Here is a 23,330-nt window from a genome sequence, read left to right as displayed (position 1 = left end):
GCCATCCAGCGCCCTCAGCCTTACTGCGCCGCCGCCGCCGCACTCTCCTGCGGCGAGTGGCGATAGTTGAAGCTCAACGCGAACACAATCCCCAGCACCAGCGTATACAGCGCAAACACCAGCCAGATGCTCTGCCAGTCTTTCACGCCGTCATGGCTGAAGAAATCCACCACTTCGCCGCTGGCGAGCGCACCTACATAGGCGCCCAGGCCGTTGACCATGGTCATGAACAGCCCCTGCGCACTGGCGCGGATGCGGTGGTCGGCCTCTTTCTCAACGAAGATGGCGCCGGAGATATTAAAGAAGTCGAAGGCGCAGCCGTAGACGATCATCGACAGCAGCAGCAGCACGAAACCAAAGCCGACCGGCGTGCCGTAAGCCAGAAACAGGAAACGCAGTGTCCAGGCCGCCATGCTGATCAACATCACCTGCTTGATGCCGTAACGGCGCAGGAAGAAGGGAATGGTGAGGATAAAGAACACTTCGGAGATCTGCGACAGCGACAGCAGCACCGCTGGATACCTGACGCTGAGGCTGTCCTGATACAGCGGATTGAGCGACAGATCGTGCAGGAACGGGTTGCCGAAAGTATTGGTTATTTGCAGCGCCGCGCCAAGCAACATGGCGAACAGGAAAAACAGCGCCATGCGCCGCTGGCGGAACAACACCAGCGCATCCAGCCCCAGCACGCTCACCCAGCTCTTCGACTCGGCCGCGCGGTTGGTCGGGCAGCGCGGCAGCGTCAGCGAATAGGCGGACAGCAGCAGCGACGCCGCAGAAGCCAGATACAGCTGCAGATTGCTGAGCTCGATTTGGCTAAAGCCGACCAGCCACATTGCCAGAATGAATCCCACCGTGCCGTACACCCGCACCGGCGGAAAGTCCTTCACCGTGTCAAAGCCGTGCTTCTCCAGGCAAAAATAGGAAATGGCGTTGGAGAGCGCGATGGTCGGCATATAAACCATGGCGTTGAACAGCATCACCCAGAACATCAGCATCGGTTGCTCGACCTGCGCCGCGCAGTACAGCGCCAGCGCCCCGAACAGGTGGCAAAGCGCATACAGGTAGTTGGCCTTCATCCATCGATCGGCGATGATGCCCGCCAGCCCCGGCATGATCAGCGCGGCGATACCCTTGGCGCTGTAAACCATTCCCACCTGCATACCGCTGAAATGCAGCGTGTTGATCATGTAGGAGCCCAGCGTCACCAGCCAGGCGCCCCAAATAAAGAACTGCAGGAAAATCATGATTTTTAATCGTGTTTTTATCGCCATCGCCATCACCTTGTTATTATGTTTTCAACGATGATTGGTGCAGCAGGCCCCCTGCAGCCCGCCGCCGGTTTGCTTGCGGTCTTACAGCGTTTTGAACAGCTCGCGGATAAGGCGCATGAAATCGTCCGCCGCCAGCGCCGCGCAGCTGAGCGTTTGTTCATGGGAGAGCGGCGTGTCCGACAACCCTTCGGCGTAGTTGGTCATCGCGGACACCACCAACACCTTGAGACCGCAGTGGCGCGCCGCCAGGACTTCCGGCACGATCGACATGCCCACCACGTCGCAGCCCAGGGTCTGCATCATGCGGATCTCCGCCGGCGTTTCGAAATTCGGCCCGGTGTAGGCGGCGAATACCCCTTCCGCCAGCGGGATGCCCGCGCTTTCGGCCACCGCCGCCAGTTGGGCGCGCAGATCGCGATCGTAGGCGTTCGCCAGACTGAAGAAGCGCGGCCCGAAGCGCTCGTCGTTGGCGCCGACCAGCGGCGATTCCGGCATGAAGTTGATGTGATCGGTAATGGCCACCAGGCTGCCCGGCGCCACCGAGCGGCGCAGCGAACCGGCGGCGTTGGTCGCCAGCAGGAATTCGCAGCCCAGCAGTTTGAAGGTGCGCACTGCGGTGGTCATCACCTGCATGCCGCGCCCTTCATAGAAATGACCGCGCCCTTTCATGCACAATACCGGCACGCCCTCCAGCTTGCCGGCGACCAGTTGCCCGGCGTGGCCGGCGACGCCGCTCACCGGGAAACCCGGCAGCTCCGCGTAGTCGAGGGTGACGGTTTCGGTCATCACCTCCGCCAAAGCGCCGAGCCCGGAGCCGAGAATCAAGGCCGCTTTCGGCTGGAAGCCCGGCAAACGGGTGCGGACGACATCGGCGCAGGTAAAAGCATCTTCTTGATTAAACATCGTATTCTCTCTTTCAGCGGGGGATAATAATCCCCATAGTAGAGAGCGAGGCGCGGCCGAGACCAATACATTCTTGGCGGCCGATTTATTCCATTTACCTATAAGTTGAGCTGCGTCACAGGAGGCGTTACCCCGGATGAACCCGCCCCAAGCCCTGCCCGATCCCGGCCGGATTAACTTCCGCCTGCTGCATTATTTCCGCGTGGTGGCGGAAGAGATGAACTTCACCCAAGCGGCGCGACGGCTGAATATGTCACAGCCGCCGCTCAGCAAGCACATCAAGGATCTGGAAAGCCAACTCGGGGTGGTGCTGTTCAAACGCACCACCCGCTCCATGACGCTGACGCCGGCCGGCCGCACGCTGCTGCGCAACGTCGAGCGACTGCTGGATCAGGCCGACAGCGCGCTGCATCAGGTGCAACAGATGGGGCGTGGCGAAGGCGGCCATATGGTGGTCGGTATGGTCGGCACCTCGGCCTGGGGCGGGCTGATCGCGGCGCTGCGGCGATTCAGCGAGCGGAGCGCCGGCGTCACCTGGTCGTTGAACGAGCTGACGCCCAGCCAGCAAATCATCGCGCTGCAAAAGCGGCATATCGACATCGGGGTCTGGCGAGAGGCACAGCAACAGACGCTGCCGGGGTTGACCTGCCAACGGTTGGCAAGCGAAAGCATCGCCGTGGTGCTGCCGCTTGATCATCCGCTGGCGCAGCAGGAAAACATTCCGCTGGCGGCGCTGCAGAACGATAGCTTCATCGTGCTGCCGCCGCATGAGGCCAGCCTGGGGCTGTATCTGCACAATCTGTGCCTGCAGCAGGGATTTTTGCCGGACGTCGCTTATCAGGTTAACGAGCCGCAAACCCTGCTGGCGCTGGTGGCGGAAGGCTGCGGCATTACGCTGCTGCCGGACAGCTACGGCCGCATTCCGTGGCCCGGCGTACGCTTTTGCTCGCTGCAACAGGCGCCGCCGGCGGATCTGTACGCGGTTTACCGCGCAGACAGCGTCACGCCGGTGGTGCAGGCCTTCCTGGAGATGCTGCGGGCGCCCTAAGCGGCCCGCAGAGCGGGTTACATTGTCGGCTGCACCATCAGCTGGCCGGCGGTGCCGCGATCGGCCATCTCCAGCGTCTGGCTGTAATACAGGAACGGGAAGTGTTCGGAGGTAGGTTGGTTGAAATACACCAACAGCTCGACGTCGCCATCGACCCAGACGGTGTCCTTCCAGCCGCGATCTTCCGCCATCGGCTGCGCGCCGTTGACGCGTTTGATCAGGAACTGCACGCCCTGAATATGGAACGACTGCGGCGTATCCGCATGAATGTTCCAACGTTCCCAGGTGCCTTGCTGTGCCTGTACGTCGATGCGGTTCATGTCCCAAATCGCGCCGTTGATGCCGGCGCCGCCGTCGCCCAGGCGGAAATCGCGGGTGCGGCTGGCGCTGCCGTCCAACAGCTGATCCGCCAGCAGGCGCATCGGCAGGTTGTCGGTCACCAGCGGCAGCAGGCCGGTCGGGCGCAGCGTCAGCACCTGGGTGGACACCAGAATGCTCGACGGCTCGAACAGGCCGCGCAGGCGATCCATGATGCCCGCCGCTTCACCGGCGGTGATGGTCACCTCCTCGCCCTTCGACATGTCGATCAGCACTTCCCGGCGTTCGCCCGGCGCCAGCGAAAGCTGTTGCACCGCGACCGGCGCAAGCAAGAAGCCCTGATCGCTGGCGATCACGTTGAACGGCCGCCCGTCGCTGAGCTGCAGGGTATAACGCCGCGCGTTGGAGGCATTTAGAAGGCGCAAACGCACCCAGCCGCGCGATACGTCGACATACGGGTTTTGCACGCCGTTAACCAACAGCGTATCGCCGACGAAGCCGCCCTGCGACGGCGCGTCGTATTGTGGCGTGCCGAAGTTATCGAAGCGTTTGTCTTGAATGATCAACGGGAAATCGTCGACGCCATAGTGGTTGGGCAGCGGCAGCGCTTTGCTGACGGCATCCTCCACCAGCCACAGCCCGGCCAACCCGTTGTAAACGTGCGGCGCCATACGGTTTGGGGTGTTGGCGTGGTACCAGCAGGTAGCCGCCGCCTGACGGATGGGCAGCACCGGCGACCAGTCAACGTTGGGCGACATCATGCGCGGCGCGCCGCCCATCAGGGTGCCCGGCACCTGCAGACCGCTGATGGTCATCGCCACCGGCTCCTGCAGACGGTTGCTGTAAATCAGTTTGACGTCGTCACCGCTGTAAACCCGCACCGTCGGCCCCAGGTACATGCCGTTGATGCCCCACACCGCCGCTTTGCGGTTATCCATAAACGCCCAGTGGGCGCGCTGCAAGGTCAGGAACAGCGGCTGACCGCGGCGAGACTCCAGCAGCGGAGGAATGGGTAACGGGGTCTGCGTTCCGCTCGCTTCAGCCCTCAGCGGCACGGCGCCCGCGCACAGCGCCAGGCCCGATGCCTGTAAAAACTGACGTCGACTGAGTGACATATCTTCTCCATGAAAAGCAATAACTAAACCGTGTGCAAAACCCAAACGCCCGCCAATCAAGATTAGCAGGCGTTCAGGCGTTAACGGCGCTGAACGCCAATTAAAAACGTATTCTTTGAAGCCGGTAGACTCTTATTTTTTGGCGGCGTTGCGCTGGGCGACTTCAGCGTCCAATTCGGCGATTTTCGCCTCCATCAGCTCGCGGCAATGGGCCGCCAGCTCGCGCACGTTTTCTTTGCCGTATTTGCTGGTATCCACCGGCGCCAACATCTCGACGATCACATGCCCGTTATTCCAGCGATTAAGATTTATATTACCGCTGGTGGTGGATACACAGATCGGTACAATCGGCACGCCGGCGGCGATGGCCGCGTGGAACGCGCCGGTTTTAAACGGCATCAGCCCACGGCCACGGCTGCGGGTTCCTTCCGGGAACATCCAGATAGAAATGTCTTTCTTTTTGAACTGCTCCGCCACCTGGGCGATGGTGCCGTGCGCCTTGGCGCGATTATCACGATCTATCAGCAGATTACCGGTCAGCCAATACAGCGGGCCGAAAAACGGGATCCATACCAGACTTTTTTTACCGACGGTCACGGTGCGCGGCTGCACAATATTAGAAGCCGTCACCATGTCGTAGTTATTTTGGTGGTTGGCGATATAGATGCACTTGCCGTTGTTGGCCGCATCGGCCGGCACGCGGGTTTCAACCTTGATGCCGAACAGCGTCGACAGGCGGCCGAAAAGATGGCCGAAGGTCGCCACATGGCGGGGGTTGCGCGGGCTGAACAAGCAATAAATAGAACCGAAAATACACACCAGAATACAGAAGAGAGTGGCGAGAACGGCACGCAAAATCAATAACATAACAACCTCATTAGCACACTGCCAACGCAGTTTACTTCGCTGCGCAGATTCCTTTACTCATTATTTGCCGGCCGGGCGATAAGCACGCCCATGTCGCCCGCATTTCTCGCTATTTTCCTGCCAGGCGGCAGTACGCACAATAATTTTATGCGCAGAAATGTTAACTATTTGGAAAATAAACGCCAGCAAAAATAAATAAGGCGGCCACAGCATGCTGCGACCGCCCGTTAACGCTAGCGCCAACGCTTACTCTTCGCTGTCGCCACCCGACGCCCGCACCGGCGCATCCACTTCGACGCGATCGATGCGCTGCAGGCCACGCGGCAGCTGGGTACCCTTGCGGCCGCGCTCCGCGCGGAACTTCTGCAGATCTTCCGAGCGCAGCGTCAGCTTGCGTTTGCCAACGTGCAACGTGACGGACGCCTGCGGCGGCAGCACGAACAGCCAGGCCAGCTTGTCTTCACCGGTTGCGGCCTGCGCCGCCGGAATGGAGACGATCTTATTGCCCTTGCCCTTCGACAGCTGCGGCAGATCGGCGACCGGGAACATCAGCATGCGCCCGGCGGCGGTGATCGACAGCAGCATATCGTCTGCGCCGTGAATTTCCATCGGCGGCAGCGCTCTGGCGTTGTCCGGCAGCGTGATCATCACCTTGCCGGCGCGGTTGCGCGCCACCAGATCGTTGAAGGTACAGACGAAGCCGTAACCGGCGTCGGACGCCATCAGCAGCTTCTGATCGTCGGCCGCCATCAGCACCTGCTCAATGGTGGCGCCCGGCGGCGGTGTCAGCTTGCCGGTCAACGGCTCGCCCTGCCCGCGTGCCGACGGCAGCGTCATCGGATCGAGCGCATAGCTGCGCCCGGTAGAATCGATGAACACCACCGGCTGGTTGCTCTTGCCGCGTGCCGCACCACGGAAACTGTCGCCGGCCTTGTAGCTCAACCCGGCAGGATCGATATCGTGGCCCTTGGCGCTGCGCACCCAGCCCATTTCCGACAGCACAATGGTCACCGGCTCGGACGGCACGAAGTCATGCTCGCTCATCGCCTTGGCTTCCGCACGCTCGGTCAGCGGTGAACGGCGATCGTCGCCATAGGTTTGCGCATCGGCCTGGATCTCTTTCTTGATCAGCGTATTCAGCTTGCGCTCGGACGCCAGCAGCGCCTGCAGCTGATCGCGCTCTTTCGCCAACTCATCCTGCTCACCGCGGATCTTGACCTCTTCCAGTTTGGCCAGGTGACGCAGTTTCAGCTCGAGGATCGCTTCCGCCTGGGTATCGGAGATGCCGAAACGCTGCATCAGCACCGGCTTCGGCTCATCCTCGCTGCGGATGATGTGGATCACCTCGTCGATGTTGAGGAACGCCACCAGCAAACCTTCGAGGATATGCAGACGCTTGAGCACTTTCTCGAGGCGGTAGTTCAGGCGGCGGCGCACCGTATCGCGACGGTAGGCCAGCCATTCGGTGAGGATCTCCACCAGCCCTTTCACCTGCGGGCGGTTGTCCAGACCGATCATGTTCATGTTGATGCGGTAGCTGCGTTCCAGATCGGTGGTAGCGAACAGGTGATTCATCACCTGCTCCAGATCGATGCGGTTGGAACGCGGCACGATCACCAGACGCGTCGGGTTTTCGTGGTCGGATTCATCGCGCAGATCCTCGACCATCGGCAGCTTCTTGGCGCGCATCTGGCTGGCGATCTGCTCCAGCACCTTGGCGCCGGAAACCTGATGCGGCAAGGCGGTGATCACCGCGCTGCCATCCTCTTTCTTCCACACGGCGCGCATGCGCACCGAGCCGCGGCCACTCTGGTAAATTTTGCGAATCTCATCGCGCGGAGTGATGATCTCGGCTTCGGTCGGGAAGTCCGGCCCCTGCACGAACTCGAGCAGATCATCGAGCGAGGCGCCCGGTTTGTCGAGCAGCGCCACCGCCGCGGCGGCGACTTCACGCACGTTGTGCGGCGGAATGTCGGTCGCCATGCCGACCGCGATGCCGGTGGTGCCGTTCAGCAGGATGTTTGGCAGACGCGCCGGCAGCATCTTCGGCTCTTGCAGCGTGCCGTCAAAGTTCGGGATCCAGTCGACCGTGCCCTGGCCCAGTTCGGCCAGCAAGACTTCGGCGTATTTGGACAGGCGCGATTCGGTATAACGCATCGCCGCGAACGACTTGGGATCGTCCGGCGCCCCCCAGTTCCCCTGGCCGTCCACCAGCGGATAGCGATACGAGAACGGCTGCGCCATCAGCACCATGGCTTCATAACACGCGCTGTCACCGTGCGGGTGATATTTACCCAGCACGTCGCCCACGGTACGGGCGGATTTCTTGAATTTGGCGCTGTTGTTCAGCCCCAGCTCAGACATGGCGTAGATGATACGGCGTTGTACCGGCTTCAAACCGTCGCCAATGTACGGCAACGCCCGATCCATGATGACGTACATGGAATAGTTCAGATAGGCGTTTTCAGTGAATGTGTGCAGCGGTAAACGCTCTACACCGTCATGAGTCAGATCACTCATTACTCAATTATCCTCAGACCGTGGCTTGGCAATCCCTTGGACGACAAAAGGCATCGCTTGTCGATTCTGCCCGCGATAGTAACCCATCTGCGGGGTAGCTGTCACAGTTGGCGCAAGGATCGCCGGCGACGGCCAATTCCGCGATGCGGTTTATGCAAAATTTCGCTACCTGGCGGCTTCTTTATTGACTGGCAGTCAACACTGTTGTGCGCCGGATCGCATTTTTACTTGCCTGACTAACGATTACACTCGTCACCAGCGAGATGGTTTCCGCCTTTTCGGCGGGAAGCATGCCATATCTTAACTCTGACGGGAGCCGCGAAAGATGAGCAATATCCTGATTATCAACGCTAAAAAACAATTCGGCCATTCCAACGGCGAACTCAACCAAACCCTGAGCGACGTGGCGGAAAGCTTCCTGCGCGATCTGCAGCACGATGTGCAGGTCACCGTGGTCGACGACGGCTATGACATCGAAGCCGAAGTACAGAAATACCTGTGGGCCGACGCGGTCATCTATCAGATGCCGGGCTGGTGGATGGGCGAACCCTGGATCCTGAAAAAATACATCGATGAAGTGTTCACCGCCGGCCACGGTAGCCTGTATGCCAACGATGGCCGCTCTCGTTCTGACGAAAGCAAAAAATATGGCTCCGGCGGCCTGATCCAGGGCAAAAAATACCTGCTGAGCCTGACCTGGAACGCCCCGCTGGAGGCCTTCACCGATCCCGATCAGTTCTTCCACGGCGTCGGCGTCGACGGCGTTTACCTGCACTTCCACAAGGCCAACCAGTTCCTGGGGATGGAAGCGCTGCCGACCTTCATCTGCAACAATGTGATCAAAGAGCCGAATATCGCGGACGACATCACGCGTTATCGCGAGCATCTGGCGAAAATTTTTGCTTAACTGGCGCAGAACATTCTCATCAACGAGGTAAGCATGATCACCGTAATCGCAGAAATCAAAGTGAAACCCGGCCACCGCGCCACCGTATTGCAAGCCATTGAAAAACTAGTGCCGCTGGTGCTGGCGGAAGACGGCTGCGGCGAATACACGCCGATGGTCGACAGCAATACCCAGGCGCCGTGGCAGAAGCGGTCGCCGGATTCGGTGTTCATGCTGGAGAAATGGGAAAGCATGGCGCATCTGGAAAAACACCTGGCCATTGAACATATGCTCAAACACCGCGACACCCTCAAAGACAGCGTGCTGGACACCGAGATCTACATCCTGGAAAACGCCCTGTAAGCCCCGCCTTATAACGTCTGCGCGTCGATGTGCGCGCTGACGTAGTCAAGAAAACAGGTGATGCGCGCCGCTAATTGCGTATTGCGGTAATACACCGCATTGATTGGCTGGCGCACGTCCAGCGTCTCCTGCTCCAGCAATGTCACCAACCTGCCGGCTTCCCGATCGCGACGGGTCATAAAGTCTGCCAGCTGTACGATCCCCTCGCCCCGCAGCGCCAATTGCCGCAGCGTTTCACCGCTGGACGCCGAGATCGTTGGCGTGATGGTGAAATGCGGCGCCTGGCGATAGCGCAACGGCCACTGGTTCAGTGATTCCGGCTGGGTAAAACCGAGCAGACAATGCCGATGCAACGCCTCCACGCTCTGCGGCGTGCCGTGCTGCTGCAGATAAGCCGGGCTGGCGAGGATGCGCAGCCGGCTGGCGCCCAGCGCGCGCGCATGAATGGTCGAATCGCGCAACGCACCGATGCGAATGGCAATATCCGTGCGTTTTTCCAGCAGATCGATAACCAGGTTGTCGGTGTTCAGCTCGAGCGAAATTTGCGGATAACGTTCCCTGAACCCCGCTACCAGCGGCACGATGACGTGCTCCATAAAAGGCGCAGCCGCATTTATCCGCAACCGCCCGGCCGGCATCTGCCGACGCACCGCCATTTGTTCTTCGGCATTTTCCACCGAGTTGATGATCGTACGCGCATGGCTCAGGAAGCTTTCCCCCTCTTCGGTCAGCTCCAGGCGACGCGTAGTGCGGCGCATCAGGGTGGTATCGAGCTTGTTCTCCAGGCGGCTGAGCGCGCGGCTGATGCCTGATGTCGTCTGGCCGAGCCGATCGGCAGCGGAGGTGATGGAACCGCTGTCGACCACCGAGGTGAACGCCAGCAATTCTTCGAGCGTGATCTTCATGCATTTCGGCCCAGGTTATCGGGCGCCGCATGAACGCCCTGCGGGAAAGCAGGCCCGGCGTTCACCGGGCTAGGGTCAGGCTCAGACCGCCAATTCGGCCATGTCGCCCTTGTCTTGCAGCCAGTTACGGCGATCTTCCGAACGCTTCTTGGCCAACAGCATGTCCATCACCGCCAGCGTCTGATCGACATCATCTTCCGCTACCGTCAGTTGCACCAGCCGGCGGGTATTCGGATCGAGGGTGGTTTCGCGCAGCTGCAGCGGGTTCATCTCACCCAGCCCTTTAAAGCGCTGGACGTTCGGCTTGCCCTTCTTGCGCTTCAGCTGTTCCAGCACGCCGGCCTTCTCTTCTTCATCCAGCGCGTAGAACACTTCTTTACCGAGATCGATGCGGTACAGCGGCGGCATGGCGACATAAACGTGGCCGCCTTTCACCAGCGAACGGAAGTGGCGCACGAACAGCGCGCACAGCAGCGTGGCGATGTGCAGGCCGTCGGAGTCCGCATCCGCCAGGATGCAGATTTTGCCGTAGCGCAGCTGGCTGAGATCTTCGCTGTCCGGATCGATGCCGATCGCCACGGAAATGTCGTGCACTTCCTGCGAGGCCAGCACTTCGTCCGAGGACACTTCCCAGGTATTCAGGATCTTGCCCTTCAGCGGCATGATCGCCTGATATTCGCGATCGCGCGCCTGCTTGGCCGATCCGCCCGCCGAGTCCCCTTCCACCAGGAACAGTTCGGTCATGGCCAGATCCTGCGAGGTGCAGTCCGCCAGCTTGCCCGGCAGCGCCGGCCCGCTGGTCAGCTTCTTGCGCACCACTTTCTTGGCCGCGCGCAGGCGGCGCTGGGCGCTGGAAATCGCCAGCTCGGCCAGCTGTTCCGCCGCCTGAACGTTCTGGTTCAGCCACAGGCTGAAGGCGTCTTTCACCACGCCGGAAACGAAGGCCGCACACTGACGCGAAGAGAGACGTTCTTTGGTCTGCCCGGCGAACTGCGGATCCTGCATCTTCACCGACAACACGTAGGCGCAGCGATCCCAGATATCCTCCGCCGACAGCTTCACGCCGCGCGGCAGGATGTTGCGGAATTCGCAGAACTCGCGCATCGCGTCCAGCAGCCCCTGACGCAGGCCGTTGACGTGGGTGCCGCCCTGCATGGTTGGGATCAGGTTGACGTAGCTTTCGGTCAGCAGCTCGCCGCCTTCCGGCAGCCACAGCAGCGCCCAGTCCACCGCTTCGGTATCACCGGCGAAATTGCCGACGAACGGCGCTTCCGGCAGGGTGATCAGGCCGTTAACCGCTTCCATCAGGTAGTCGGTCAGGCCGTCCTGGTAGCACCAGCGCTGCTCGGTGTTGTTCACCTTGTCGATGAAATAGATCTCGACGCCGGGGCACAGCACCGCTTTGGCCTTCAGCAGGTGAGTCAGGCGCGATACCGAGAAACGCGGGCTGTCGAAGAACTGTTCGTCCGGCCAGAAGTGCACGCTGGTGCCGGTGTTGCGTTTGCCGCAGGTGCCGGTCACCGTCAGGTCTTGCACTTTGTCGCCGTTTTCGAAGGCGATGCCATAGACGTTGCCGTCGCGGCGCACGTTGACTTCTACCCGCTTCGACAGGGCGTTGACCACCGAGATCCCAACGCCGTGCAGGCCGCCGGAGAACTGGTAGTTTTTATTCGAGAATTTACCGCCGGCGTGCAGCCGGCACAGGATCAACTCAACCGCCGGCACGCCCTCTTCCGGGTGGATGTCCACCGGCATGCCGCGGCCGTCGTCGATCACTTCCAGCGACTGATCGGCGTGCAGGATCACGTCGATACGCTTGGCGTGACCAGCCAACGCTTCGTCGACGCTGTTATCGATCACCTCTTGGCCGAGGTGGTTTGGGCGCGTCGTGTCGGTATACATGCCGGGACGACGGCGCACTGGTTCTAGACCGCTGAGTACTTCAATGGCATCAGCGTTATAGCTGGATTGAGTCATCGTTGATTATTTTTTCGTGGTTAAAGGGAGGTGCCGGAACGGTCCGTCAGACCGCGTTTAGCCCTAAAAAATCCACAATCTGGGGGAAGTAGTGCTCGAAACCGACGAAGGCGTGGTTTCCACCCGACTCCACCGTTTGCCGACACGCGGTGTAATACGCCACTGCCTGGCCGTAATCGAGAATTTCATCGCCCGTTTGCTGCAGCAGCCAGATTAAATCCGGCGACTCCAAGGGATCGATCTGCATCACTTTCAGATCGTAAACGTGCCGAGACTCTAACACATATTGCTGGCCGGTGTAGGGGTTCTCGTTGGCGCCGAGATAGTCCACCAGCAGCTCAAACGGCTTGACCGCCGGGTTGACCACCACCGCCGGCAGGGAAAAACACTGCGACAGCCAGGTGGCATAATAGCCGCCCAGCGATGAGCCGACCAGCCCGAGCGTTTGCCCGGCGCGTTCCAGCACCATATTTTCCAGCATCTCGGCGGCCTCCGCCGGAAAGGCCGGCAGCTGCGGCACCAGCATCTCGATGTCGGGATGGTGCTCGGCCAGCCAGGCCTTGAAGGCCACCGCCTTGGCCGACTGCGGCGAACTATTGAAACCGTGCAGGTAGAGCAGCGTCGAAGGCATCAGTATCCATCCGAGTCCATATCGGGGCGGAAATCGTCGTTTTCCAGGCGGAACACCTGCGTCTCGACGCGGCCGTCCGGCAACAGATCGAGGTAACGCCAGCCGGGGGAGACGTCGTCGATGGTAAAGTTAGTGCAGTGCGGCTTGAATTGCACGCAGGTGGACGGCGTCGCCAACAGGCGCCGGCCCTGCCATTCCAGATCCAGATCCTGATGAATGTGCCCGCACACTACGGTATTCACTTTCGGATAACGCAGCAGGATCGCGCCCAGCATATGCGGGTTGCGCAGGCTGTGCTGATCGAGCCAGGTGCAACCGGACGGCAGCGGATGATGGTGCAGCAGCAACAGCGTATAGCGCTCGGGGTGAGCCTGCAGGCAGCGCTCCATCCACTCGAGCTGATACTCGCTCAATTCGCCGTGCGGCACGCCGAACACCTGGCTGTCCAGCATCAGCACCTGCCAGTCGTCGCCCAGCAACACCTGTTTGGAAGGGGCAATGCCGGCGGCGGCCAACGCGTCGACCATCGCCGGTTGGAAATCGTGGTTACCCGGCAGCCACACGCAGGGGGCCGGCAATTGCGCGATGCCGGCGGCGAAGTGGCGGTACGCCTCTTGCGAATGATCCTGCGCCAAATCTCCCGTGGCGACGATCAAATCAACGTCGCGGCGCTGCGCCTGGATGGCGTCCAGCACCGCGTGATAGCTGCGATAGGTATTGATGCCGAGCAACGTCTCGTGTTCGCCGGCAAAAAGGTGGGTATCTGTTATTTGTAGAATCCTGACCGCGGCCCCACTCGCCACGGGCAGTTTAAACAGGCTTTCCAAATGGTGTCCTTTGTTATTTCAGTCTGTCTAACAAACCGGAACCGCCATCGCTCCATGCGCCAAACAGTAGCGCAGCCAATCAGCAAGAAACTGGTTAATTTGATGCTTTTCGTCGCGTTGATGCAACTTTTTATTAGGATAATCATAACGCGCTTTAAAGCGGTAGATCTGCTGACTGGAACACACTTCCGCAACCATGGCGTCATGGTACAACCGCACCGTCATCGCGGGCAGGCTCCAGTAGCTGACCGCCGGAAAGATCTGCTCGATCTCCACCAGCGACGTGTAACGCGTGGACTCAACGATGGTCAAACGATAGCCGGCGCCGTTCACCTGATAAGTCACCGTTTCGCCCGCTTCATCGTTGCGCGGCAGCAAACGGCGCAATTGCGCGAAGTTGGTTTCGCACAATCTCATCATTTCGGGGAAATCAGGGGTATAGCGCTGTTTCATTAGTTGGCCCACTCTTTTCTCAACGATTCATGGTGCAACGCCAGCCATTGCAATGCAATCACTGATGCGGCGTTATCGATCGCGCCCTCCTCTACCCAGCGGTAAGCCTGCTCGCGGCTGACCACGTGGACGCGGATATCTTCATGCTCTTCCGCCAGACCGTGGATGCCCTCGGCGGTGCGGGCGTCCACTTCGCCGACCATGATCGACAAACGTTCGCTGGTACCGCCGGGGCTGGCCAGGTAGCTCAGCACCGGCTTACAGCGCCCGACCACCACGCCGGCCTCTTCCTGCGCTTCGCGGCGGCACACGTCTTCGACGCTTTCGCCGGTTTCGATCATACCCGCCACCATTTCCAGCAGCCAGGGCGAATTACGGGTATCGACCGCGGCGATGCGCAGTTGTTCAATCAGCACCACTTCATCGCGCACCGGATCATAGGGCAGCAGCACCGCCGCATGGCCGCGCTCGAAAATTTCACGCGTGATTTCAGGGCTCATTTCGCCATTGAACAACCGATGGCGAAACCGGTATAAATTGAGTGAAAAAAAACCACGGTACAGCGTCTCGCGTGCAATAATTTCTACATCTTTTTTATCGAAAGTAACGGGCGATGGCTGCGAACGGTTCATGCGCGAATTCTCCTGCTTGAGTATGCCGATAAAATAAACGGTTTTGATGACAGAAACAGCGGGACTCTCCGCCGCGGCTTTATGTTAGGCTGTTTCTCGCCGCCGGATGCGGCACGTTTGTGCGCTCGCAGGTAATAGCGGGAAACAATCCGGATTGTCAGCCATAATATCAGCTGCAGTCGACCGGGGCAGTACGCCAAGGTAAATGGGCGGTCTGAAAGGTAAAAGTTACGTGAGATGGCACATTCAGCCACCTGATGCGTACCGCAGACTCTGCTAGAATCGGCAACTATTTCGTCTATCGTCAGCGCTAACATAGCAATATTGCTGCACAACAAGGAATGCAAATGAAGAAACTGCTCCCCCTTCTTATCGGACTGAGCCTGGGCGGCTTCAGTGCAATGAGCCAGGCAGAGAACCTGCTGCAGGTCTACAAACAGGCCAGGGAAAGTAACCCGGATCTGCGCAAAAGTGCTGCTGACCGCGACGCCGCATTCGAAAAGATCAATGAAGCGCGCAGCCCGCTGTTGCCGCAGCTCGGTTTAACCGCAGGTTACGATTACACCAACGGTTATCGTGACAGCAATGGCGTTAACAGCAACGTGACCAGCGGTTCGCTGGCATTGACGCAAACCCTCTTCGACATGTCGAAATGGCGCCAGCTGACGCTGCAGGAAAAGACCGCCGGCATCTCCGACGTCACCTTCCAAACCGCAGAGCAGTCGCTGATTCTCAACACCGCCACCGCTTACTTCAACGTGCTGAAAGCGATCGACACGCTGTCCTATACCCAGGCGCAGAAAGACGCGGTCTACCGCACGCTGGATCAAACCACCCAACGCTTCAACGTGGGCCTGGTGGCGATCACCGATGTGCAGAATGCCCGTTCGAACTATGACACCGTGCTGGCGGCCGAAGTCTCCGCCCGCAACGATCTGGATAACGCGCTGGAAACGCTGCGCCAGGTGACCGGGGCCTTCTACCCGGAGCTGGCCTCGTTGAATACCGATCGCTTCAGTACCCAGCGCCCGGAAGCGGTGAACAACCTGCTGAAAGAAGCGGAAGCGCGCAACCTGAGCCTGCTGTCCGCCCGTCTGAGCCAGGATCTGGCGCGTGAGCAAATCCGTGCAGCCCAAACTGGCTATATGCCGACGATTGACGTCAGCGCGTCGACCGGCATCAGCAATACCAAATACAACGGCTCCAACACCGGCGGCGCGAATGCCGCACGCTACAGCGACTCCGATGCGGGCCAAAATAAGGTCGGCATCAGCTTCAACCTGCCGCTATACAGCGGCGGCGCGACCAACTCGCAGGTCAAACAAGCGCAGTACGGCTTCGTCGGCGCCAGTGAGCAGTTGGAAAGCTCCCACCGCAGCGTGGTGCAGACCGTGCGTTCGTCGTTCAACAACGTTAACGCCTCGATCAGCAGCATTAACGCCTACAAACAGGCGGTGATCTCCGCGCAGAGCTCCCTGGACGCGATGGAAGCCGGTTATCAGGTCGGTACCCGCACCATCGTCGATGTGCTGGACGCCACCACCACCCTGTATAACGCCAAACGTCAACTGTCCGACGCGCGTTATACCTATCTGATCAACCAGCTGAACATCAAGTCGGCGCTCGGCACGCTGAACCAGAACGATCTGCTGCTGCTGAATGGCGCGTTGGGCAAACCGGTGTCGACCGCGCCTGACGCCGTCGCACCGCAAAACCGCGCGCAGGACGCCTATGCGGACGGTTATCAGGACAATGCGCCGATGCAACAAACCGCGGCGCCGGCACCGGCGGCCACTCGCGTATCCGCGCCGGCCGTTACCACCAGCCAACCGGCTCGCAACAGCGGCAACCCATTCCGTAACTGATGCGCGCACGTTGATAAACACGGGGTCCGGCCTACGCCGCGCCCCGTTTTTTTTTTGCCCCGATTTCCCCGCTTCTGCCCACCGCCTCACAGCCGCCGCTACACCAGGTGGTATCATCTTCACTCTCGTTTTCGCAGTCTGGATGAGGTTCGATGGACAACGATTCACGCTGGCAGCGGCTGATTAACGACGGTGAACTGCCGCCGCCGCTGCGCCCGACACAAGCCGTTTACGCCTCCTGGCTACGCTGCCGCAGCCTGATGCAGCCAGACGTTTGGCAGGCACCGCACCGCGCTCAGGGCGCCACCTTCGAATCGATTTGCCGCCGCAAGAACGATCTGCTGACGCTTGGCCAGGCGGCGCTGGAAGACGCCTGCGAATACATGGAGCCGCGACGTTGTCTGTTGCTGATCCTCGACGAAAGCGGCTGCACGCTGTGGCATTGCGGCGACGCCCAAACCTGGGAGCATTTGCAGCAACTGGGATTCGCCCCCGGCGCTTACTGGGCCGAGGGACAGATCGGCACCAATGCTCCGGCGCTGGCGGCGGCGGAAGGCCACCCGGTACGGGTGAGCGGTGAAGAGCATGTGCGCCGGGCGCTGCACGGCTGGTCGTTCTGCGCCACGCCGGTCTACGACAACAGCGGCCGCCAGCGCGGCTCGATCGCCCTGGGTTGCCTGCTGGCCGATTGCGCCGCCGGCGATCTGTCGCTGACGCTGGCCATCGCCCGCGAAATCGGTAACTCGCTGAACGCCGACGGCCTGCTGGCGGAATCCAACCGCCATCTGAATCAGCTTTACGGCCTGCTGGACGGCGTGGACGACGGCGTCATGGCCTGGGATCACCGCGGCTACCTGCAATACATCAACCAGCGCGCCGCCGGCCTGCTGAAGCTGGACGAACAGCAGAGCCAGGGCAAGCCGCTGACGCAGCTGTTGACGCTGCCCGCGCTGCTCAAGCGCGCCATCGCCGATCGCCAACCGCTGCAACACGTCGAAGTCACCTTCGAAAGTCAGCGACAATTTATCGCCGCATTGCTGACGCTCAAGCCGATTTTCGACGGCGATCGCTGCAGTTTCATCGCCCTGCTGCACCCGCTCGAACGGCTGCGCCAGTATGTCAGCAGCCAGCTGGGGCGCGTCAGCCACAGCTTCGAACAGATGCCCTCCACTTCGCTGGAAATGCGGCGACTGATCCGTTACGGGCAGCAGGCGGCCAAAGGCCAGCATCCGATCCTGTTGCGCGGGGAAGAAGGCGTTGGCAAAGAGCTGCTCAGCCAGGCTATCCACAACGCCGGCGAACGCGCCGCCGGGCCGTATATCGCCCTCAACTGCCAGCTGCTGACGCAGGCGCAGGGGCTGCGTGAGCTGCTGGGCAACGACGCCAGCGAAGAAGAGGCGGGCCAGCTCAGTAAATTCGAATTGGCCAACGGCGGCACGCTGTACCTCGAACAGATCGAATACCTGCCGGCGGAGATGCAGTCGGCGCTACTGCAGGTGTTGAAAACCGGCGTGGTGATCCGCCTCAATTCCAGCCGGGTGATCCCGGTCGATGTGCGTGTGATCGCCGGCAGCGCCGCCGATCTGCCGCTGCTGGTGCAGCAAAACCGTTTCCGCCGCCAGCTATTTTACAGCCTGCAGGCGTTCGAAATCCTGATCCCGCCGCTGCGCCAGCGGCTGAGCGATATTCCGCTGCTGGTCAAACACCATTTGCGCACGCTGGAGCTGCATTTTCAGTGTCGCTTCCGGGTCGATGACGAGGTGATGACCCAGTTGGCGCTTTATCTGTGGCCGGGCAACGATTTGGAACTGAAAGGGGTGGTGGAGCGCGCGGCAATGATTTGCCACGGTCACCACATCCAGTTGGCGGATCTGCCGGCGCACCTGCTCGGCCAGCCGTCGCTGCTGGAAAGCGATCCGCAGCCCGGCGCACCGCTGTTGACGCTGACGGACATGGAACGCCAGGCGATCCTGCGCGCGGCGACCGTCAGCCGTGGCCAGGTGACGGAGATGGCGCAGCTGCTGGGCATCGGCCGCACCACGCTGTGGCGGAAGATCAAACAGCACGGGATCGACATCCGCCAGTTCAAGCTGCGTGCCTAGTGGCTGAGCTGCAATACCCCGCGCGCGGCGTCCAGCATCGCCTTCTGCCCGCTGCGGGTTTTGCTCAGGCAATCCTGCATGCCGACCACCATCGGAATGCCCATCGCCTTCGCCAGAATGGCGCTGTGCGACAGGGCATTGCCGCCGCTCAGGCAGATGCCGAGCACCAGCCGCCTGTCGAGCATCACCACCTCCGAGGGCATCAGCTCGTCCATCACCAAGATTGACGGTTCTGCGAGCGCCATGGCCGGCAGCGGCAGCCCCTGCAGATGGCACAGCGTGCGGCGCAGCATGTCGCGCACGTCCAATTCGCGCGCCCGCATGTAGTCGTCATCCAGCTCACGGTACTCTTCGGCGATCGCCCCCAGCACCTGCCGCCAGGCCTGCTCGGCGCAGCACAGCTGCTGCGCGATGCGGGTGTAAGCCGCCTGCTGCAGATCCGGATCGTCCAGCAGCATGCTGTGGGCGCCGAAGATCGCCGCCTGCGGCTTGCCGATCAGCGTGCCGGTACGCTCCGCCAGCCGGTTCAGATCGCTCAGCGTGTGCTGTAGTGCCTCCCGCAGGCGTTGCTGTTCGCCCAACACCTCGTCCGCACCAATCCGTCGATCGACGGTTGGCGGCCAGAAGCTGTGGGCCTGGAACACGGGTCCGCTGGTGACGCTTTCCGCCACCGGGATACCGTGCAGCGAAGGCTGCTGCCGCTCGGAGACCGTCTCGCCGAAATGTTGTTCCGCCAGCGCTTTGAACGCCGCCAGCGCCTCGTCCGCCTGCGCACCGTCGGCAATCAGGCGAACGGTGTCGCCGTGACGCACCTGCAGCAGCGCCAGCTGATTGAGGCTGCGCGGATCGACGCACTGCCCCTGCTTCTCCAGTACCAGCTCGGCCTTGAACGGCGCCAGCGTCTCGACCAGCCGCGCCGCCGGGCGCGCATGCAGCCCGTGCGGGTTCTGCACCGTCCAGGTTACGCTTTTGCCCTGCGCCAGCGGCAAGGCCACGCTTTTCGCCGTCGGTGAAGCCTCACCCAGCTGTGCCTGCTTGGCCTGCAGCGCCCCCTGCGCCTCCGCCACCACCTGTTCCAGCGAAGCACCGGAGTTGGAGGCCACCACCGCCGCCAGGGTGCCTTCAACCAGCGGCGCCGCGCACAGCCGCACTTTGGCGGCCAGGTCCGGGTCCAGCAGATCGAGCGCGGTTTCGGCACTGAGCAGCGCGCTGCCCAGATCCATCAGCACCAGAACGCCGTCGCCGCCGGCGACCGCTTCGATCGCCTCCATCACTTTGACCGCGTCGGTACCGATCGGGTGCTGCTCGTCATCCACGCCCGCCGCCAGCGCCAATTTGCAGCCGTCACCGCGCATCATCTGCCGCGCCAACTGCTCAACGCCGCGCGCCAGCAACGCGCTGTGCGAAACCACCACGATATTAATCATCTCGCCTCCTGCTAACTGCCGGCGACCTCGGCCAGCGTTTTCATCATCAACATCACCGAAGTGGCGCCGGGATCCTGGTGGCCGATGCTACGCTCGCCCAGGTAACTGGCCCGCCCTTTACGCGCCTGCATGGTAATGGTGCTCTCCACCGCCCGCTCGGCGCTGTCGGCGGCGCGCTGCAGCGCCTCCGCCACGCTCAGGTTCTGCTGCGCGGACTGGCCGAGGCTTTCCACCACCGGCCACCAGACGTCGCACATGGTCTTGTCGCCCGGCTCCGCCTTACCGCGCATCACCACGCCTTCCACCCCTTCCTGCATCACCTGATGCAGCTCCACCAGATCCAGGCTTTGCTTGGCGTTCGCCGCCTGCGCCGCGCGGATGAAGAAGGTGCCGAACAGCGGACCGCTGGCGCCGCCCACGCTCGACAGCAGCGTCATACCGGTGTTTTTCAGGATAAAGCCGATATCCTTGTCCGCCACCGACGGCAGCTTTTCCACCACCTTATTGAAACCGCGATTCATGTTCAGACCGTGGTCGGCATCGCCGATCTCGGTGTCCAGTTGGGTGAGAAAATCGCGCTCCCGGCTGAATACTTCGCCGCAACGCATCAGCCAATCGACGACCTGTTGTTTGGTCAACGCCATAATTCCTCCTCAGCAACCCCAACGCAGCGCAGGCGTTTTCACCGGCGCATCCCACAAGGACAACAGCTCGTCGTCCACGTTCAACAACGTGATGGACACACCCTGCATATCAAGCGAGGTGCAATAAGAACCCACCAGGTTGCGTTCGATAATGATGCCCGCCTCGGCGCAACGCTCCGCCAATCGATGGTAGACGCCATACAGCTCGGACAGCGGCGTGGCACCCAGGTTATTGACCAACGCGATCACCCGATCGCCGCGCGTCAGCGGCTGCTTGGTCTGCATCTCGTCGCGCCACTCGCCCTGCTGACGATCCCAGACGCGGATCGTGCGCTGATAGTGGCCGTGGTCGATCAACGTATGGAACATGTCGTCCACCGCCGCGTTGAGCGTGGTGAACGTGCGGCGCGCAATGCCCGGCTCGCCGTGAATGCCGACGCCGAACTCCATCTCGTTCTCCGCCAGGGTGAACGACGGTTTGCCGGCGGCGGGGACGGTACAGGCACCCAGCGCAATGCCAATCGAATGCCCGTGGTTGTTGATGCGATGTCCCAGCGTCACCACGCTGTCCAGATCGTCGCCGCGCGCTGCGGCGGCGCCCAGCAGTTTCTCCATCAGCACGGTGTTGGCCACCCCGCGTCGCCCAGCAGTGAACAGGCTGTCTTTGACCGCCACGTCGTCATCCACCAGCACCGTCGCCACCGCGACGCCGCTGTCGTGCAGCAGTTCGGTGGCGGTTTCGAAGTTGAGCACGTCGCCGGTGTAGTTCTTAATCAGCAGCAACACGCCGGCGCCGCCGTCGATCGCCTGACCGCACTCGTACATTTTATCCGGCGTCGGCGAGGTGAAAATCTCGCCCGGACAGGCGCCGTCGAGCATCCCTTCGCCGACGAAACCGCAGTGCATCGGCTCGTGGCCGCTACCGCCGCCGGACAGGATCGCCACCTTGCCCGCCACCGGCGCGTCGGCGCGGGTCACGAACACCGGATCCGCGTGCACCAGCAACTCGGGATGGGCCTCCGCCAGCCCCTGCAACTGCTCTTCCAACACCGACTCGACCTGATTAATCAGTTTTTTCACGATGATTTCCTCTGTAAGCCCAGGGGCGCGGCGCACCGCGCCCCAACGGTATCAATGACGCTGCAGCCAGGCGGCGCCCAGCCTGTCCGCCGTCAGGATCGCCGCCTGCACGCCCGCAGGGGTGACCTTGAACGGCATGTTGTGAATGGTTTCGCCGGCGGCGCAACTGGCCTCGGCCACCGCCATCATCTTCGCCGTCGCGTCGCCGGTGACGCCCATCTGCGCCAGCGTGATCGGCAGGCCGATGTCATGGCAAAACGCCAACACGGTTTCAATCTGCGCCATCGGGCTGTTCTGCAATACCAGCTGCGCCAAGGTGCCGAACGCCACTTTTTCGCCGTGATACAGGTGGTGGCACTCTTCCAGCACGGTGAAACCGTTGTGAATGGCGTGCGCCGCCGCCAGCCCGCTACTCTCGAAGCCGATGCCGCTCAAATACGTATTGGCCTCAATAATGCGCTCCACCGCTTCCGTTACCACGCCGGCCTCGACCGCCAGCTTGGCCTTCACCCCTTCGGCCAGCAGCGTGTCATAGCACAGCCGCGCCAGACTGAGCGCCGCCAGCGTCGATTTGCCGCCGGCCATGCTGGTGGCCTGAGCGTCGAAGCAGGCCTGCGCCTCGAAATAGGTGGAAAGCGCGTCGCCCATGCCGGCCACCAGCAGGCGCACCGGCGCGTTGGCGATGATGGAACTGTCCATCACCACCATATCTGGGTTGCGCGGGTAGATCAGGTATTCGGCGAATTCGCCCTGTTCGGTGTAGAGAACCGACAGCGCGCTGGTCGGCGCATCGGTGGAAGCAATGGTGGGAATGAGCACCACCGGCAGCTGTTGGTAGTGGGCGACGGCCTTGGCGGTGTCGAGCGTCTTACCACCGCCGACGCCGATCACTCCGCGGCAACCGTGGGCCTGCAGCTCGCGGCCGAGCCGGTCTATCTCTTTGCGGCAGCACTCGCCGTTGAAGCGGGCCGCGTGATGTTTCACGCCGTGCTGCTGCAGGCTGCCCATCAGGGTGTCGCCCGCCAGCTGCATCACGAAGTCGTCGGCGATCACCAGGTAATGATCGGCGAGGGATTTGGCGTATTCGCCGACGACGGCTAGCGCATTGGCGCCCTGAATGTATTTACCTGGTGACTGGATGATTCTCAACATAACCGGATCCTTGTAGGGAGTTGGCGATGGTAACGTTCAGATATCAGGTGATGACGCGCCGACTTCGCCGTCGGCTTGTTGTTGTGCTTCGACTATGAGCGCCTGCCATCCGCCTGGCGAGCTTCGCGATTTTTGTTCCATTATGGAACATCATCATAGCGATAACGTTTCATGATGAAACGCCAACGCGCGTTTTTTCGCCGCGAAAGCGAACTGGCGCACACCCCAACGTATAACTGCGTAAAGAGTGGATTCTACGGGCGTTTCAGCTTTAATTTTGACCATGTTTCCCCTATCCTTAGCGCCACTACTGGGAAAGGGCGAAAACAGCCCGCATGATG

General features: G+C 61.2%; 20 protein-coding genes. 5 read left to right on the top strand and 15 right to left on the bottom strand.

Annotation, left to right across the window (positions count from 1 at the left end; translation table 11 throughout):
• Nucleotides 1-20: 20 nt before the first annotated feature.
• Nucleotides 21-1,274: a nucleoside permease gene (locus tag FOT55_RS05650; protein ID WP_147823212.1), complete on the bottom strand. Its 1,254-nt coding sequence runs from the start codon at nucleotides 1,272-1,274 to the stop codon at nucleotides 21-23.
• Between the two features lie 81 nt (nucleotides 1,275-1,355).
• Nucleotides 1,356-2,177, bottom strand: coding sequence for a xanthosine phosphorylase (gene xapA / locus FOT55_RS05645; protein WP_049204424.1), 822 nt, complete (start codon nucleotides 2,175-2,177; stop codon nucleotides 1,356-1,358).
• Nucleotides 2,178-2,313: 136 nt separating this feature from the next.
• Here xapA and FOT55_RS05640 point away from each other — a divergent pair, with 136 nt between their 5' ends.
• Entirely contained in the window at nucleotides 2,314-3,225 is a 912-nt protein-coding gene (locus tag FOT55_RS05640; RefSeq protein ID WP_043142098.1) for a LysR family transcriptional regulator, read from the top strand.
• A 17-nt stretch (nucleotides 3,226-3,242) separates the two neighbouring features.
• Here FOT55_RS05640 and ftsP read toward each other — a convergent pair whose 3' ends face one another.
• The 3 genes from ftsP to parC form a co-directional block, all read right to left on the bottom strand.
• Entirely contained in the window at nucleotides 3,243-4,658 is a 1,416-nt protein-coding gene (ftsP, locus tag FOT55_RS05635) for a cell division protein FtsP (protein ID WP_147823211.1), read from the bottom strand.
• 132 nt (nucleotides 4,659-4,790) lie between these two features.
• A complete protein-coding gene (locus FOT55_RS05630; protein WP_025304300.1) occupies nucleotides 4,791-5,525 on the bottom strand; it encodes a 1-acylglycerol-3-phosphate O-acyltransferase in 735 nt (244 codons plus the stop codon).
• Between the two features lie 246 nt (nucleotides 5,526-5,771).
• Nucleotides 5,772-8,045 (bottom strand): DNA topoisomerase IV subunit A, encoded by a 2,274-nt coding sequence (gene parC / locus FOT55_RS05625; RefSeq protein ID WP_147823210.1) that lies wholly within the window; start codon nucleotides 8,043-8,045, stop codon nucleotides 5,772-5,774.
• Between the two features lie 325 nt (nucleotides 8,046-8,370).
• Here parC and FOT55_RS05620 point away from each other — a divergent pair, with 325 nt between their 5' ends.
• Nucleotides 8,371-8,952: an NAD(P)H-dependent oxidoreductase gene (locus tag FOT55_RS05620; protein WP_049204421.1), complete on the top strand. Its 582-nt coding sequence runs from the start codon at nucleotides 8,371-8,373 to the stop codon at nucleotides 8,950-8,952.
• 33 nt (nucleotides 8,953-8,985) lie between these two features.
• On the top strand, nucleotides 8,986-9,294 hold the full coding sequence (locus FOT55_RS05615; RefSeq protein ID WP_025304303.1) for a putative quinol monooxygenase: 309 nt from the start codon (nucleotides 8,986-8,988) through the stop codon (nucleotides 9,292-9,294).
• An 8-nt stretch (nucleotides 9,295-9,302) separates the two neighbouring features.
• On the opposite strand, the gene FOT55_RS05610 is transcribed toward FOT55_RS05615, so the two are convergent.
• The 6 genes from FOT55_RS05610 to nudF form a co-directional block, all read right to left on the bottom strand.
• On the bottom strand, nucleotides 9,303-10,199 hold the full coding sequence (locus tag FOT55_RS05610; protein WP_060448052.1) for a LysR substrate-binding domain-containing protein: 897 nt from the start codon (nucleotides 10,197-10,199) through the stop codon (nucleotides 9,303-9,305).
• Between the two features lie 81 nt (nucleotides 10,200-10,280).
• Entirely contained in the window at nucleotides 10,281-12,176 is a 1,896-nt protein-coding gene (gene parE, locus FOT55_RS05605) for a DNA topoisomerase IV subunit B (RefSeq protein WP_025304305.1), read from the bottom strand.
• A gap of 46 nt (nucleotides 12,177-12,222) precedes the next feature.
• On the bottom strand, nucleotides 12,223-12,807 hold the full coding sequence (gene yqiA, locus FOT55_RS05600) for an esterase YqiA (RefSeq protein WP_025304306.1): 585 nt from the start codon (nucleotides 12,805-12,807) through the stop codon (nucleotides 12,223-12,225).
• Complete coding sequence (gene cpdA, locus FOT55_RS05595; RefSeq protein WP_060434581.1) at nucleotides 12,807-13,634, bottom strand: 3',5'-cyclic-AMP phosphodiesterase; 828 nt, start codon at nucleotides 13,632-13,634, stop codon at nucleotides 12,807-12,809. The genes yqiA and cpdA overlap by 1 nt, the downstream gene beginning before the upstream one ends.
• A gap of 27 nt (nucleotides 13,635-13,661) precedes the next feature.
• A complete protein-coding gene (locus FOT55_RS05590) occupies nucleotides 13,662-14,087 on the bottom strand; it encodes a DUF1249 family protein (RefSeq protein WP_004937244.1) in 426 nt (141 codons plus the stop codon).
• On the bottom strand, nucleotides 14,087-14,719 hold the full coding sequence (gene nudF / locus FOT55_RS05585; RefSeq protein ID WP_043142088.1) for an ADP-ribose diphosphatase: 633 nt from the start codon (nucleotides 14,717-14,719) through the stop codon (nucleotides 14,087-14,089). Before nudF ends, FOT55_RS05590 begins: the two co-directional genes overlap by 1 nt.
• A 347-nt stretch (nucleotides 14,720-15,066) precedes the next feature.
• On the opposite strand from nudF, the gene hasF reads away from it, so the two are divergent.
• Together hasF and dhaR are read left to right on the top strand one after the other, a co-directional pair.
• Nucleotides 15,067-16,584 carry a multidrug efflux transporter outer membrane subunit HasF gene (gene hasF, locus FOT55_RS05580; protein WP_025304309.1) on the top strand — a complete coding sequence of 506 codons (1,518 nt, stop codon included), beginning with the start codon at nucleotides 15,067-15,069 and terminating at the stop codon, nucleotides 16,582-16,584.
• A 152-nt stretch (nucleotides 16,585-16,736) separates the two neighbouring features.
• Nucleotides 16,737-18,686, top strand: a complete 1,950-nt coding sequence (gene dhaR, locus FOT55_RS05575; protein WP_147823209.1) for a dihydroxyacetone kinase operon transcriptional regulator DhaR — start codon at nucleotides 16,737-16,739, stop codon at nucleotides 18,684-18,686.
• Here the strand turns inward: dhaR and dhaM are convergent.
• From dhaM to FOT55_RS05555, 4 genes are read right to left on the bottom strand one after another with little or no spacing between them, the layout of a single operon-like run.
• Nucleotides 18,683-20,113, bottom strand: a complete 1,431-nt coding sequence (dhaM, locus tag FOT55_RS05570) for a dihydroxyacetone kinase phosphoryl donor subunit DhaM (protein WP_147823208.1) — start codon at nucleotides 20,111-20,113, stop codon at nucleotides 18,683-18,685. The two genes, dhaR and dhaM, sit on opposite strands and share 4 nt — an antisense overlap.
• Nucleotides 20,114-20,124: 11 nt before the next feature.
• Entirely contained in the window at nucleotides 20,125-20,757 is a 633-nt protein-coding gene (gene dhaL, locus FOT55_RS05565; protein WP_025304312.1) for a dihydroxyacetone kinase subunit DhaL, read from the bottom strand.
• 9 nt (nucleotides 20,758-20,766) lie between these two features.
• Entirely contained in the window at nucleotides 20,767-21,837 is a 1,071-nt protein-coding gene (gene dhaK, locus FOT55_RS05560; RefSeq protein WP_025304313.1) for a dihydroxyacetone kinase subunit DhaK, read from the bottom strand.
• Nucleotides 21,838-21,888: 51 nt separating this feature from the next.
• Nucleotides 21,889-22,989 (bottom strand): glycerol dehydrogenase, encoded by a 1,101-nt coding sequence (locus tag FOT55_RS05555; RefSeq protein ID WP_049296259.1) that lies wholly within the window; start codon nucleotides 22,987-22,989, stop codon nucleotides 21,889-21,891.
• Nucleotides 22,990-23,330: the final 341 nt, after the last annotated feature.

The organism is Serratia bockelmannii (assembly GCF_008011855.1).
In the GTDB taxonomy this organism is placed as follows: Bacteria; Pseudomonadota; Gammaproteobacteria; order Enterobacterales; family Enterobacteriaceae; genus Serratia; species Serratia bockelmannii.
This window is presented reverse-complemented; position numbering and strand designations above follow the sequence as displayed.

Excerpts from the sequence above, each read along its gene's own strand:
- FOT55_RS05650 (WP_147823212.1), bottom strand. The coding sequence starts at position 1,274 with ATGGCGATAAAAACACGATTAAAAATCATGATTTTCCTGCAGTTCTTT.
- xapA (WP_049204424.1), bottom strand. The coding sequence starts at position 2,177 with ATGTTTAATCAAGAAGATGCTTTTACCTGCGCCGATGTCGTCCGCACC.
- FOT55_RS05640 (WP_043142098.1), top strand. The coding sequence starts at position 2,314 with ATGAACCCGCCCCAAGCCCTGCCCGATCCCGGCCGGATTAACTTCCGC.
- ftsP (WP_147823211.1), bottom strand. The coding sequence starts at position 4,658 with ATGTCACTCAGTCGACGTCAGTTTTTACAGGCATCGGGCCTGGCGCTG.
- FOT55_RS05630 (WP_025304300.1), bottom strand. The coding sequence starts at position 5,525 with ATGTTATTGATTTTGCGTGCCGTTCTCGCCACTCTCTTCTGTATTCTG.
- parC (WP_147823210.1), bottom strand. The coding sequence starts at position 8,045 with ATGAGTGATCTGACTCATGACGGTGTAGAGCGTTTACCGCTGCACACA.
- FOT55_RS05620 (WP_049204421.1), top strand. The coding sequence starts at position 8,371 with ATGAGCAATATCCTGATTATCAACGCTAAAAAACAATTCGGCCATTCC.
- FOT55_RS05615 (WP_025304303.1), top strand. The coding sequence starts at position 8,986 with ATGATCACCGTAATCGCAGAAATCAAAGTGAAACCCGGCCACCGCGCC.
- FOT55_RS05610 (WP_060448052.1), bottom strand. The coding sequence starts at position 10,199 with ATGAAGATCACGCTCGAAGAATTGCTGGCGTTCACCTCGGTGGTCGAC.
- parE (WP_025304305.1), bottom strand. The coding sequence starts at position 12,176 with ATGACTCAATCCAGCTATAACGCTGATGCCATTGAAGTACTCAGCGGT.
- yqiA (WP_025304306.1), bottom strand. The coding sequence starts at position 12,807 with ATGCCTTCGACGCTGCTCTACCTGCACGGTTTCAATAGTTCGCCGCAG.
- FOT55_RS05590 (WP_004937244.1), bottom strand. The coding sequence starts at position 14,087 with ATGAAACAGCGCTATACCCCTGATTTCCCCGAAATGATGAGATTGTGC.
- nudF (WP_043142088.1), bottom strand. The coding sequence starts at position 14,719 with ATGAACCGTTCGCAGCCATCGCCCGTTACTTTCGATAAAAAAGATGTA.
- hasF (WP_025304309.1), top strand. The coding sequence starts at position 15,067 with ATGAAGAAACTGCTCCCCCTTCTTATCGGACTGAGCCTGGGCGGCTTC.
- dhaR (WP_147823209.1), top strand. The coding sequence starts at position 16,737 with ATGGACAACGATTCACGCTGGCAGCGGCTGATTAACGACGGTGAACTG.
- dhaM (WP_147823208.1), bottom strand. The coding sequence starts at position 20,113 with ATGATTAATATCGTGGTGGTTTCGCACAGCGCGTTGCTGGCGCGCGGC.
- dhaL (WP_025304312.1), bottom strand. The coding sequence starts at position 20,757 with ATGGCGTTGACCAAACAACAGGTCGTCGATTGGCTGATGCGTTGCGGC.
- FOT55_RS05555 (WP_049296259.1), bottom strand. The coding sequence starts at position 22,989 with ATGTTGAGAATCATCCAGTCACCAGGTAAATACATTCAGGGCGCCAAT.